Genomic DNA, 12,970 nt, shown 5'->3' with positions numbered 1-12,970 from the left:
GGCTTCGATCAGAAGAGATCTCCCATGACTGAGAAGCGCCATTTCCAATCTCCGGAATTGGGAGCCATCAACGTCGGGCCGCGAAAGGTGCGCCCGATGCATGCGGACGAGCATTGGGGTAGCCAGCCCTGGTACGAAGCGCCGCGCGAAGACCCCGAAGTGCCGGAGGTGTACACCTATACCGACGCGATGTCTTACGATCCGGGAGGGGAGGTTGCCTTCCATTCCAGCGCGACGGCGAAGACCTGGCGGTTGCAGGTCTATCGCGATGGCCTTGAGCCGGAAATGGTGCATGAGGTCGATGCACTGGACGGTGTGTTCGCACCCACGCCACCGGACGCCTACCGCAATGGATGTAACTGGCCGGTCCCGCACCGGTGGAGATTGCCGTCCGATCTGCGCTCCGGGTTCTATCGCGTGATCTCGTCCTGCGAGCGGGCGAATGGCGGCCGATTCGTCCAGCATCACTTTTTCGTCGTGCGCCCAGTGGAAAGGACACGGCGTGCGAAGATCCTGATGATCCTGCCGACGGGTACCTGGACTGCCTACAACGATTTCGGTGGTGCCAATCACTACTTCGGCGTCGAAGGTCCGGGCCGGGACGAGCCGTCGCCGGTGTTGTCGCTCGAGCGACCATGGACCCGCGGCATGGTCTGGCTCCCCGCAGGTGCGCCCCGCATCTGCGCCGATCCTGCGCCCGAGATGGGCGATGCCCCGCGCTATCCGATGAAGGAGTGGGCCTTTGCCAATGGCTTTGGCCAGTATTACGCGGCGGCTGGCTGGGCCCAGTACGATCGTCATTTCGTGTTGTGGGCGGAGAAGGAAGGCTATGCCCTCGACATGATCACCCAGACCGATCTCCACTACAAGCCTGAATTGCTCGACGGCTATCCTTGCGTGACGATCATCGGCCATGACGAGTACTGGACATGGGAGATGCGTGAGGCGATCGAGCGCTATGTGGAAAGCGGCGGACGGCTCGCGCGTTTCGGTGCCAACTTCCTGTGGCAGATACGGCTTGAAGAGGATGGCAAGCGGCAGGTCTGCCACAAGTTCAAGGCGATCCACAAGGATCCCATCGCCGGCACGGGCAGGACGCATCTCATGACGTCGGCCTGGGAAGACCGTAACGTGCGTTGGCCCGGCGCCTCGACAGTGGGTGTGAACGGCGCACACGGCCTCTATGCGTCCTGGGGAGGTTTTGCACCGAACGGCCAAAAGGGCTTTACGGTCTATCGCCCCGAACATTGGGCCTTCGCCGGCACCGGGCTGCACTATGCCGACATCTTCGGCGACAAGCAGCACATCTTTGCCTACGAGGTCGACGGACTCGACTACACTTTCCGCAACGGCCGTCCGTTTCCCGTTCCCGCCGACGGGCAGCCCGAGACCATCGAGATATTGGCCATGGCACCTGCCGTCCTCGCCGAGGACGAGCCGCAAGGCGAGGGCTTTCGCTACTACGTGCGCAGCAGCGATCACGAGGGCCTGGTGGAATGTCTTACCGGCGAAATCACGCCGGAGGGACTTGCCCGCTACAAATACGGATCGGGCATGATGGTGCACATGACCCGTGGCAAGGGCGAGGTTCTGACCGCCGCGACCTGCGAATGGGTGATGGGGCTAAAGCGCGGCGACCCGTTCACGCAGCGGATCACCCGAAACATTCTCGACCGGTTCACGTCGTCGACGCCTGCTGTGCCGCGAGAGGAGAGGGCGTGATCGGGCAAGCCACGCGTGAACGACAGCCGGCGCCACGCACAACCGACATCGCGGAGTTTGAACCCATCGCGCGATCATCGGCGCTGTGAAGGAGGCGCGAAAGATGCGCCGCTGAGGTCAATCCTCCCCAGGCGTCATGTTGCGGGTGCCGCCATGCTTTTCCAGGAGCCGCACGAGGTTTTGGCCGCCCTCCATCATGTCGGCCTGGATCGCTTCCCGCACCTTATCGGGACGGCGTTGTCGCAAATAGTTGAGCACGGACAAGTGCTGATGCTCGTTCGGATAAATCGGTGGCGCGTGCGGATAGTGAAAATTCAGCAAGGGACCGTTGCGCATCCAGATATCGTCGAGAATGGCAAGCACCTCGGGAAGTCCAGATCCATCGTACAGGCCGCGATGGAATTGCCAGTTGGCGCGAACCGCGTCCGACCACCGGCGCTCTTTTTCGGCGCTGATCAACTCGTGATGGATTGCTTCCATCTTGTCGATGCCTGCTTCGGAAATGCGCGTCGTGGCGTGCTCCGCGGCGAGGCCTTCGAGAAACAGCCTCACGGTCCTGAGCTCGATATACTGCTTGGCTGTCATGTGAGCGACCATGATCGAACGGCCAGCCTGCATCTCGAGGGCGCGCCCGCGCACGAGTTGCATCAATGCCTCGCGAATGGGTGTCTCCGACACGTTCATCGTCGCAGCGAGCTCGCGGATCTTGAAGCGGTGGCCCGGCCAGAACCGGCCCTCCATCAGCGCCTGTCGCAGGTTGTTGTAGACAAGGCTTGTCAGGCTATCGCGGGCGACGGGACCAACTCCGCTCTCGCCAGGCTTCTGTTCCACGTCAGTCATTTCGGTCCCTCGCAACGGTTTGGCCGTTTGTGCCAACCCCGCCACCGCTCGAATCCACTTTATATATAATATAGGCAAGCAGATTTGCCGAAATCATTGCCGCCGGCGCCGATTCCGCCGAAAGGAGGTCACTCCTTGTGGTCGGGTTGCTCCACATCGGCATAGGGAGACAGCCACTTGCAATTCACCTTATAATATATGATATATCATCTTAGAGTTGGAGAGGGCCGTCATGCCGGGATTGAACCGAACAAGGGACACCACGCTGCGCGCACGCGCGGAGAAGGTCGTGCCGGGCGGGATGTGGGGGCACCTCCACGCGGCCAAGCTGCCGGACGGTTATCCGCAATTCTTCCGGCGCGGCGAGGGCGGGGTGATCTGGGATGTGGACGGTAACCGGTACGTGGATTTCATGTGCAGTTGGGGACCCAATCTGCTCGGCCACCATCATCCCGAAGTGGAAGAGGCTGCCGAGCGTCAGCGCCGTGAGGGGGATTGTCTGAACGGCCCGGCGGAAGTCATGGTCGAGCTGGCCGAACTCGTCGTGGATATGGTGGGTCACGCCGACTGGACGCAATTCCAGAAGAACGGCACCGACGCGACTACGACCTGCGTCACCATCGCGAGGGCAGCAACGGGCCGGCGAAAGATTTTGGTCGCCAAGGGCGCCTATCATGGTGCTGTGCCGTGGTGCTCCCCGTCGTTGCTCGGTGTGACTGCAGAGGATCGCGCCCATCTCGCATATTTCACTTTCAATGATGTCGAGAGTCTCGAGGTGGCGGCAAAGGCGGCCGGCGACGATCTCGCCGGCATCCTGATCTCGGCATACCGCCACGATCTCGGGCTCGACCAGGAACTTCCCACCGTGGAGTTCGCGCATGCGGCACGCCGCATCTGCGACGACAGAGGGGCTGCGCTGATCATTGATGAAGTCCGCGCAGGCTTGCGCCTGAACGCTGCCGGGAGCTGGGAAGGGCTTGGTGTCCGCCCCGACCTGTCCGCCTGGAGCAAGGCGATCGCCAACGGCTATGCCCTGGCGGCTGTCACCGGAGCCCATTGGCTCCGCGGTGCCGCGTCCCAGGTCTTTGTCACCGGGTCATTCTGGGCCGGCGCTGTCGCGATGGCTGCCGCCGTGGCGACGTTGAAGATCGTGCGCAGGGACAATGTGCCGAGCCGTCTTGCACAGCTCGGGCAAATGCTGCGTGAGGGCCTTGAGACACGTTCGCGCCAGTTCGGCGTGTCAATTCGCCAATCGGGGCCTGCGCAGATGCCGACTCTCCTGTTCGACCAGGATCCGGCTTACCGGAAGGGTTCGGCCTTCTGCAGCGCGATGTTGGGGCGAGGCGTTTACTTCCATCCCAAGCACAACATGTTCCTCTGCGCCGCGCACACCGAGGCGGACATCGCCGAGGCGCTCCAAGCCGCCGAACATGGCTTTGCTGTGGTAGCAGGGCTGTGATTCCTTGCTCTGCTTGCCGTTTCCATGTTTAGTCAGCCGTGCCGATGCGGGCCTTTAAGGCCATCCTCGCCTATTCGGATCGGGTGTTCGATCAGCTCCCGTTGGCTCCGGAATCAATCTGCTTCAAGCCAGATTGGTCGGTGCAGAATCATCGGACCTGCGCCCAAATGGCGTCAGGGCCAGACTTGGAAGCTTATTGACGGCACCGCTAATGCCGATCCGGCTTCTGTAGATTCTCGTCCCGCACGGATGTGTTCATTGGCGAGCTCGATACCGGATACCTCGGTAGCTCCGCGCGGCTGGCAGTCATCAAGCGAGCGCCGCTACTGCTTTCGTGTGGGTTCTGGCCAGTATTTCCCTAGTTCGACGAAACGCTTGCGGCGGCGTTGCTGACCGCGGCGGCCGACGAGCGACGCGAAAAATCTGCACTCCAGGAGGCGATCCGGTTACTGCTCGGTGAGCGCGATATCTTCGGCGCCTACGACAAGGAGACTCTGGAGGACGCCTCTGACCGATCACTTCGGCAGAGTGCTCACGACGTGACCCAGACATTGTCGACCTCAAGGCTGATCGACATTGGCGTCCTCAGGGCAGATGCCATTCGTACGGAGACAGTAGGCAACCTGGCGGACCTAAGAACTCCATACTCTCCGATTCTATCAACTCTCTATGCAACAGAAAAATTCATAAGATGGAACTTCTAGCGTGTCACCCTTTGCCGTACTCATCGCCGGCTGGTTCGGCGTCGCGCCTGACGCCGTCCGGATGATCACGGACGGCGTCAACAAAACTCTTCGCGTCGTGAGCGATCATGATGACGTATTCGCACGCTTCTCGCCTACCTCCTTGCACAGTCGTGAAGCCCTTGAAAGCGCAACGCTCCGACACAGATTGGTCTTATAGAGGTCTATTGCTCAAATGCCTTCTTCGATTTTGCGCCATCGCGCCCCAATCGTGATCCGATAGCAGCAACGGTTGTTTCTTTCCTTGATCTATTGGAGTCGAATCCAGCATCGATCACATTCCTCGTTTCCGAGGCAAGTGCCGAGGTGGCAGGCTTTTCGGTCGCGCGAATAACAGTCCGTCGGGTCTGGGAGATCCAGATCGGTGCGCATGCTGCGCAAAGAAATCGTGGGATCGGAGGCGCATTAATGAGCTGGGGATCGTCAAAGCGCCTTTGGAAGTTTTCCAAACGCAGGCCAACTGGCTCGAGTCGTCAATGATCGAGGCATTCTAAGTCGCACCGCACGCATTTGCGTTGCGGTGACGATAGCGTCTCACTAGAGAAGCGATGCAGATAGTGAGCAATCGGACGTTGCCGATATAAACGCAGGCAACTGATCTGAATGCGAGTCCGCGGAGGAGCTGAATCACAAGCGATAAGCGTCGGCCGCGCGCGGACGCGGCGAGCCGATCTTGGATCCATGATCGTTGCAGGTCGAGCGTGGAGCCATTTCGTGTTGGGCGACGTGTTGCTGTTGAGGGACTTTCTGGAAATGCGACGTGCAGTTGAGGTTGGGACGGCAGCTCGCTTTGGTGCGACACTGCTAGGTGGAGTGATGTTGCTGGCGTGGTTCGAATCGCCCGCTCAATCCCAAACCTCGCAAGGCGCCAACTCGCTTCCACCCGTTACTGTCGATGCTCCAACGCAACAGACGATCCATCGCACGCCGAGCAAACGAGATGCGTCTCGGGTTCGATCAACTTCACGGCGCGTCACGGCGCCTGGTGCCCTGCAAGCCGAAGCTGTCGCTGCGCAGTCGCAGCCGTCGCGGTCGGGTGTCGTGCCCGCCTTCGCAGGCGGCCAGGTCGCTCAAGGCGCGCGACTAGGACTGCTCGGAAACACCGGCACGATGAAGTCACCGTTCAACGTGACGAGTTACACGGACAAATTCATTCGCGATCAGCAGGCAGCGACGGGGGCGGACGCCTTGATCCTCGATCCTTCCGTACGAAGTTCCCATCCAACGGGCGGTGTGCTCGATTCGTTTTACATCCGTGGCTTCCCGGTCAACGAAGGCAATAACGGTGAATTTGCCTTCGAGGGCCTGTACGGGATCGCGCCGACATACCGCATCTTTACGGATTACGTCGAGCGCATCGAAGTGCTCAAGGGTCCCTCAGCCGCGCTCTCGGGCATCGCGCCCAATGGCGGCGTCGGCGGCGTTATCAATGTCGTGCCTAAACGCGCGGGAGAGGATTTGACGCGCTTCACCGTGGATTACGGCTCGGCTGCACGGTTTGGCGGTCACTGGGATGTTGCGAGGCGTTACGGCGACAGCAAGGAATGGGGCGTACGCGCCAGCGGTAGCCTGCGCGACGGCGACACGCCCATCGATCGCCAGTCCGAAACGACCGGGGTCGGGTCGCTGGCCCTCGACTATCAGGGCGAACGGTACAGGTCCTGGCTCTACCTCATCGCCCAGACCGATCGGTTCGATGCTCCGTCACGTCCGTTCCTTATGGCTGCCGGCGTGCCGGTGCCAAAGGCGCCGGACGGCCGGCTGAACGTGACGCAGCCCTGGGAATGGTCGCGCATCAACGACCAATCGGTCTTGTGGCGCAACGAATACGATGTAACCGATCAGGTTACGCTGTTCGCCGACGTGGGCGGCTCGCGGACCAATGTCGAGCGATTCTTCGGTCTTCCGACGATCACCAACACCAGGGGCGACACGACCTCGACGCCCCAATTCTTCGGGCTCAGCATCGATCGACATACATATGATGGCGGCGTCCGGGCCCGCTTCGATACCGGGTTCGTTCGTCATGCCGTCACCTTCCAGGCCTCGGTCTATCACGACGAACTGTACCGGCGGCTTACCAATGGCACGCTGGTTACGTCGAACATCTATAGTCCGACAGTCGCGCCAACTCAGTTCGCAAACGAGATCGCAGGACGCCCTCGGCTTTCGGACAGTCAGCTCACAGGGCTATCGATTGCCGACACCTTGTCCGTTCTCGACGAGCGTGTCCTGTTGACGTTGGGTGTCCGGCGCCAGGGCGTCGAGGCGAACAACTATGTTTCCAATGTCGGAACGCTGGCGAACTCCTACGACAAGAGCGCGACCACTCCCGTGGTCGGCCTCGTCGTCCGGCCCCGAGACAACGTCTCCCTGTATGCAAACTACATCGAAGGTCTAAGCAAGGGCGATATAGCGCCGCAGCAGACGGGTGTTTCCAATGGCGGCGAGATACTCCCGCCCTACATCGCCAAACAGTACGAGGCCGGCGTCAAGGTGGATTTCGGGCGGGTCGCAACCACCTTCAGCGCCTTCGAAATATCGAAGGCGAGCGGCGAAACGTTGGCCGGGCGCTTCGGGGCGACTGCCGAAACGCAGGTGCGCGGGCTCGAATTCAACGTCTTCGGCGAGCTCAGGCCCGATGTTCGCGTCCTCGGGGGCGTTTCGCTGCTGGATGGTACCCTGACGAAGTCCGCCATCACGTCACGTGTGGGCAATACGCCGATCGGCGTTCCGAACGTGCAGGCCAATGTCGGAGCCGAGTGGGATCTCCCGTGGGCGAGAGGGCTCACCTTGAATGGCGCCGTCATCTATACAGGCCGGCAGTTCGTCGATGCGGACAACAAGCAGCCGATCCCGGATTGGACGCGGCTCGATCTCGGCGCCCGCTACACGACGGCGATCAACGGCAGGAAGACGGTGTTCCGCGCGAACATCCAGAACGTGACCGGTACGACTTATTGGTCCAGCGTGGCCTCATTCGGAACGTTCTTCCTGGGAGCACCGCGCACGTATCTGCTGTCGATGACCGTCGACATGTAATCGCTGCTCTCACAGAGCGGTGAGACGCTTCGGATCCTGCTGACAAAAAGCAGGCTGGTCGATGTGCAAGTGTGCCTTCTTCCGCCAACGTGCTCTGTCCCGACCGAAGAGGTAGATCCCGACAGGGTAGCGGAGCTCCACGCGCAAATTCGAAGGACGCCCTGTGCGTGATGGACAGTCTTCACCGGCTAAAAGTCGCGCACCGTCTGCGACTGCCGCTGGTGCCAGTGGTTCTCTTGGACCTACCAGTCGGGCACGGGAACGCCTGCGGGCGATGAGGTCGGCGATCCGGGCGGCGGACCAAGATCACCGTCCGGTCACTGGTCCGCGGAGCGTTGCCGACATCCGCGATGAACTGCCGACTGTGAAGGACCGAAAGCGGGTTTGAAGATGTAATTTCGGCGCAGTGTCGGCAACCGGATTAGATGATGCGTGGGAGAACGTCGGTGCGCCGGTCCTTGTCGAAATAGCGGTGCTTCAACGCACCGGCGACGTGCAATATGACCAGAGCCAGCAGGCTGTAGGCGAGGGTCTTGTGCAAAAACTGGAACAGTCTGAATCGATCATCATCCTTCGGCAGAAGTTCAGGAATGTGGATGCCGAAGAAGAACACCCCGTCGCTGTCGGTGAAAGAGCTGGACATCGCATAGCCCATTAGCGGGACAAGCAGCAGCAGCGCGTACATCGCGACGTGCACGGCCTGCGACAGGAGTCTCTCCTGGGCGGGGAGCGGCGCCGGTCCGGGCAGGCGTGACATCGCGCGGATCGCAAGCTGCGCAAGAACGATCAGGAACACCAGCACGCCGAAGGATTTGTGCCAGGGATAAAGCAGGGTGAATTTCTCCGTGACGGTATCAGCCAGCACGGTCATCATCCAGCCGGCCGCGATGAGGCCCAAGGTCAGCAGGGCGCGCACCCAGTGCAGGATCCGCAGTGCCGCCGGATACTTATCGTTCGTTGGGTCAACGTCGTGAATCATGCTTTAGGCTCCTTGCCGGGAACGGTCTAGAATGCACATCGGGCAACGGGCATCCACGAAGGAGCGGTTCAAGTAATGTCGGTAGGGGGGTGAACATCCGTGAAGTCGGTTCTTCCCGCTTGGTGCGCGAGACATGTTAGGTTTGAATCGACGCGTCGGGTGCAACATTGGATTCATGGTCCTCAAGCGGAAGTGTGATCTCAAAAATGGCGCCTCCGCGTGAGGATGTCCGATACGCGACACGTCCGCCATGTGCCTCGGCGATGGCGCGAACGATGGACAGGCCCAGCCCAGATCCGCCATAACGTGGCGAGCGCGATAGGGCGCCACGTGCGAACGGATCGAATGCCCGCTTGGCAAACTCCGGCGGCATTCCGGGACCGTCATCCTCGACGCGAATGATGGCGGAGTTGCCAGACTTCAGAGTCGAGAGTTCGATACGGCCGGGCTTCGCGTAGCGTTGAACATTATCGAGAAGGGCGAGCAACGCCTGGCGAATGCGAATCCCGTCGCCGAGAGCGACCAAATCTGCCAGCGTGAGTTCGAGCGAGAATCCGGCGTTTGCGAGCACGGGCTCCAGCAGGTCGGCGACGTTTTGAATTTCCGCGGCGAGCGCGACCGGCCCTCTCCCAAGATCCAGGCGCCCGCTATCGGCCAGCGTGACTGTACGCAAATCGTCGACGAGCCGCGAGAGCCCGTCGATCTGCAGCAGCAGATTTCCGATTGACGCTTCATCGGGCGTGAAAACGCCGTCGGCGATGCCCTGTAGCCGGCCCTTCAGGATCGTGAGGGGCGTTCTGAGCTCGTGTGCGATCGCGGCATTCCAAGCGATCATGTCGTCTGCGTTATCTTGCAGCCTCTGTGCCATCGCGTTGAAATCGGCTACCAGATGAGCCGTCTCGCCGAGCGACCGATCGCCGGGGGACGCGCGCGCTGACAGGTCTCCTGCAGCTATTTTGCGCGCGGTTTCCGCCAAGGAGTTCAGCGGAGCCAGGATTCGTTTCGTCAGCCGGAGCGCGACAACGATCGCAAGGGCCAGTCCGACAAGAAGGAAGACTGCGATCATCACCAAGTCCGGCGCTTCTGGCAAAAGGGGAGGCGGCCCGGGTGGTGGCGGAAAATAGCTTAGATAAATTCCATAGAAGACGAATGAACCGACGAAGACGATCAGCATCGCGATGGTCGCCACGACGCTCATTGAGACGATGATCTGCTGACTTAGGCGATACCGCTTCATATCGCGGCCAAACGATAGCCGATGCCGCGAACACCGGACAGCATGCCAGGCGCGCCGGCCGCGTCCAGCTTTTTGCGAAGATTGCTGATATGGCTGTCCACCGTCCGCTCAAGGGCGTCGCTGCCGGGCAGGCAAGCATCGACCAGTTCACTTCGCGTGAAGGCTTTGGTCGGTGTTCGCGCCATGTGAGCCAGGAGACGAAATTCGGTCAGTGTGACCGGCAGTGGTTGTGCCGTTCCATCCACTTCGACCTTTACCATGTGGCCATCGAGATCAATAGCAACGCAATCGACGCGCAGCATGCCGCCGGCGCTTGACCGGCCAGCCCGCCGCAATACCGCTTTGGTGCGAGCAACCACTTCGACCGGATTGAACGGCTTCACGACATAGTCGTCAGCCCCGATGCGCAGTCCCTGCAATCGATCGATATCCTGGTCGAGCGCAGTGATCATAATGACGGGTGTATCGCCCCGGCGGCGGATCTCGGCCAACACCTCCCATCCGTCGAGGCGGGGCATCGTCACGTCGAGAAGGATGAGGTCCGGTTTCAGCGCAAGGTGCAGGTCGAGTGCGGCTCGGCCATCGCCGGCGCGGACCGTGCGGAAGCCCTCACGCGTTAGATAGGCGTCGAGAATTTCGCAGATCTGCGGTTCATCTTCGGCAATGAGGATAAGGGCGTTCATCGGAACACGAGGTCAGGCGTCACTGGATGGGGTCTCTTGGCATAGGGTGAGAGTCCCGTCGACCTATTACAGGCCTTCTCCACCAAGTCTCCATCAATTCTCCATGGTCGATCGACCGTTGCCAGCGATGACGCGGCATACCGGCCATGCCCGGCGGGCTGGTGGAAGCCGAAGCCGCTCTTGGATCGCCGCGACGCTCTGTAAGGACCATTTCGCATGCGCATCGACCCTGTTCGCACCGCCATTTACGGACTTCCGGTGGTTTTGGCTATTACGCTCGTCTTCGCTATTGCGCTCGTTTTCGCGCGCGACGTCGCGGCAGGACGCACCATGCCGAGAACCGGTCCCTTTGGAGCCTGGCTGACTCAGGCGGGCGACGCCAAGGTGGTGGTGAAGCCCTGCGGCGCGGCAATATGCGGCAAGGTCGTGTGGCTGAAGCAGCCGATCGATAGCGCAACAGGCAAACCTCAGACAGACGACAAGAACCCGGATCCGTCTCTCAGAACGCATCGCATCGTGGGGCTTCAGCTCTTCCTCGATATGCTGCCCTCCACATCGAACTCATGGTCGGGGCGAGTCTATAACGCGGATGACGGCAAGAGCTACGCCAGCACAGTTACCCTGCTTGATGCAGCACGACTGGAAGTGCGGGGGTGCGCCGGTTCGTTGTGTGGGAGCGAAATATGGACTCGGGCTGCGCGATAGCCCCGGCATTTAGATGTGAGGTCGCATCATCGCCTCGACGTCTTCCACAACAGTGGCTTCAGCGTGAAGTCCTCCACCAAATCCCAACTTGGCCTCGACTCTGCGTCAACAGCCGCGAGGCAATGCGCAGGGAGCGAGACGGTGGCCGGCCGCAGCCCACCTGGCGGGCCACTTCGATACTTTCCATTGGAGAAACTATGAAAAATCGCCCCATTGTCTATGCAACCACGCTGCTCCTGATCGCCTTTGCTGGCGAGGGCCATGCTGGAACAAACGACGGATATTCCGGCGTGAATCTCAACGTGCGGTCCGGACCGAGTGTTCGATTTCCCGCGGTCGGGAGGTTGATGGCCGGTTCATCGCTGACGATTCACGGATGCCTGGCACGCTATACTTGGTGCGACGTGAGCGCATCTGGTGTTCGCGGCTGGGTGTCGGGAGCGCATGTTCAGTTCGTTCACGAAACGCGCCGCGTCTACGTTCCTGCCTACGCGGCGCAGGCGGAAGTCTCCGTCGTAACGTTTAATCTCAGCAGCTATTGGCGTGACTACTATCGTGACTATGGCTTCTACGGCGAAGCCGACCGTTGGAACGACCATCGCTGGGAGGACGACGGCAATCCGCCCGGTTGGCGCGACAATTGGGATGATGACCACGTCGACCCCGAAAATAAGCCCGCGCCGGACAACGACTAGGCGGCTCGATACGCCCATCATCGTCATCTGGAGCGCGTACTCATGAATCGGACCGGAAGGTATGTCCGTAACTGATCGATCTCCTGGGTCTCATCGGCGTGCAACCACCCGTCATTCATTCAATGAAAGGCCCATCCATGAGTGACCTCCTCGTCCGCCTCTACGATCTTCCCGACGTTCGGACCGAGGAGAAGATCGCTTCCCACGGGATCACGGTTCGTCGCGCGATGGCTGCGGAGGCGCATGTCGTGCTTCCCTGGATTGAGAGGCATTTCTACAATCCCTGGGTGAGCGAAGCGACACGCGCCTTCACGCGCTCCCCGGTCATGGTCTGGATCGCTGTGCGGCATAACGAGTTGCTGGGCTTCGCCTGCGCCGACTGCTCGATGCGCGGCTTCTTTGGTCCGACGGGAGTAGCGAAGGCTGCTCGTGGGCAGGGCATTGGCGAGGCGCTCCTCTTCACCACCCTGCGCGGCATGCGTGAAGCGGAATATGCCTACGCGGTCATCGGTGGCGTTGGGCCCGTGGCATTTTACCGAAAGCACCTCGACGCGATCGATATCCCGGGCTCCGAAGAAAGCATCTACGGTCCGATGCTGCACGACGACAAAGGGCGAGATTTCGACGACTTTTAGAGCGGCCAGCGCCGCACCGGAAGGAAGAAAGACGTTGCCTTCGTGAAGCGCGCCCGTGCGAACGTTCCGGACCACGCGTGGCTTGGACGCTCCGTTGCGATCGATATTGCGCTCCATTTCGAGCGGCCATTCTTCTCCGTCCTAGCTACAAACTTGATCCAAAACTAGGCCGCCGCACCGTGCCGCAGGAAATTGCCGACGACCTCGCCAAGCACGGCATTGTCTTGGAC

10 protein-coding genes are annotated in these 12,970 nt (G+C 60.8%); 6 read left to right on the top strand and 4 right to left on the bottom strand.

The window, feature by feature from the left end; genetic code table 11:
• The first annotated feature begins 24 nt into the window (after window positions 1-24).
• A complete protein-coding gene (locus ACVWW6_RS34475; protein WP_456682243.1) occupies window positions 25-1,722 on the top strand; it encodes a N,N-dimethylformamidase beta subunit family domain-containing protein in 1,698 nt (565 codons plus the stop codon).
• 117 nt (window positions 1,723-1,839) lie between these two features.
• On the opposite strand, the gene ACVWW6_RS34470 is transcribed toward ACVWW6_RS34475, so the two are convergent.
• Window positions 1,840-2,562: a GntR family transcriptional regulator gene (locus ACVWW6_RS34470; protein ID WP_060911444.1), complete on the bottom strand. Its 723-nt coding sequence runs from the start codon at window positions 2,560-2,562 to the stop codon at window positions 1,840-1,842.
• 232 nt (window positions 2,563-2,794) lie between these two features.
• Between ACVWW6_RS34470 and ACVWW6_RS34465 the strand changes: the two genes are divergently transcribed.
• Window positions 2,795-4,021, top strand: coding sequence for an aminotransferase class III-fold pyridoxal phosphate-dependent enzyme (locus ACVWW6_RS34465; RefSeq protein WP_456682242.1), 1,227 nt, complete (start codon window positions 2,795-2,797; stop codon window positions 4,019-4,021).
• 1,424 nt (window positions 4,022-5,445) lie between these two features.
• Window positions 5,446-7,806 (top strand): TonB-dependent receptor, encoded by a 2,361-nt coding sequence (locus tag ACVWW6_RS34460; protein ID WP_456682241.1) that lies wholly within the window; start codon window positions 5,446-5,448, stop codon window positions 7,804-7,806.
• 421 nt (window positions 7,807-8,227) lie between these two features.
• On the opposite strand, the gene ACVWW6_RS34455 is transcribed toward ACVWW6_RS34460, so the two are convergent.
• The 3 genes from ACVWW6_RS34455 to ACVWW6_RS34445 all read right to left on the bottom strand — a co-directional run bounded on the left by ACVWW6_RS34455 (window position 8,228) and on the right by ACVWW6_RS34445 (window position 10,705).
• The gene (locus ACVWW6_RS34455) at window positions 8,228-8,785 is read right to left on the bottom strand and encodes a cytochrome b (protein WP_456682240.1); all 558 of its coding nucleotides are present in this window, start codon (window positions 8,783-8,785) and stop codon (window positions 8,228-8,230) included.
• 136 nt (window positions 8,786-8,921) lie between these two features.
• Window positions 8,922-10,022 carry an ATP-binding protein gene (locus tag ACVWW6_RS34450; protein ID WP_011086340.1) on the bottom strand — a complete coding sequence of 367 codons (1,101 nt, stop codon included), beginning with the start codon at window positions 10,020-10,022 and terminating at the stop codon, window positions 8,922-8,924.
• The gene (locus tag ACVWW6_RS34445; RefSeq protein WP_161535492.1) at window positions 10,019-10,705 is read right to left on the bottom strand and encodes a response regulator; all 687 of its coding nucleotides are present in this window, start codon (window positions 10,703-10,705) and stop codon (window positions 10,019-10,021) included. Before ACVWW6_RS34445 ends, ACVWW6_RS34450 begins: the two co-directional genes overlap by 4 nt.
• 216 nt (window positions 10,706-10,921) lie before the next feature.
• Here ACVWW6_RS34445 and ACVWW6_RS34440 point away from each other — a divergent pair, with 216 nt between their 5' ends.
• From ACVWW6_RS34440 to ACVWW6_RS34430, 3 genes are all read left to right on the top strand, one after another.
• Window positions 10,922-11,410, top strand: coding sequence for a DUF2147 domain-containing protein (locus ACVWW6_RS34440; protein ID WP_161535491.1), 489 nt, complete (start codon window positions 10,922-10,924; stop codon window positions 11,408-11,410).
• Between the two features lie 197 nt (window positions 11,411-11,607).
• The gene (locus ACVWW6_RS34435; RefSeq protein ID WP_404522882.1) at window positions 11,608-12,105 is read left to right on the top strand and encodes an SH3 domain-containing protein; all 498 of its coding nucleotides are present in this window, start codon (window positions 11,608-11,610) and stop codon (window positions 12,103-12,105) included.
• A 137-nt stretch (window positions 12,106-12,242) separates the two neighbouring features.
• Window positions 12,243-12,740, top strand: a complete 498-nt coding sequence (locus ACVWW6_RS34430; RefSeq protein ID WP_404522879.1) for a GNAT family N-acetyltransferase — start codon at window positions 12,243-12,245, stop codon at window positions 12,738-12,740.
• Window positions 12,741-12,970: the final 230 nt, after the last annotated feature.

Source organism: Bradyrhizobium sp. USDA 3311 (assembly GCF_054062495.1).
Note: the sequence above shows the minus strand (reverse complement) of the source record. Positions and strands in the feature narration are given on the sequence as shown.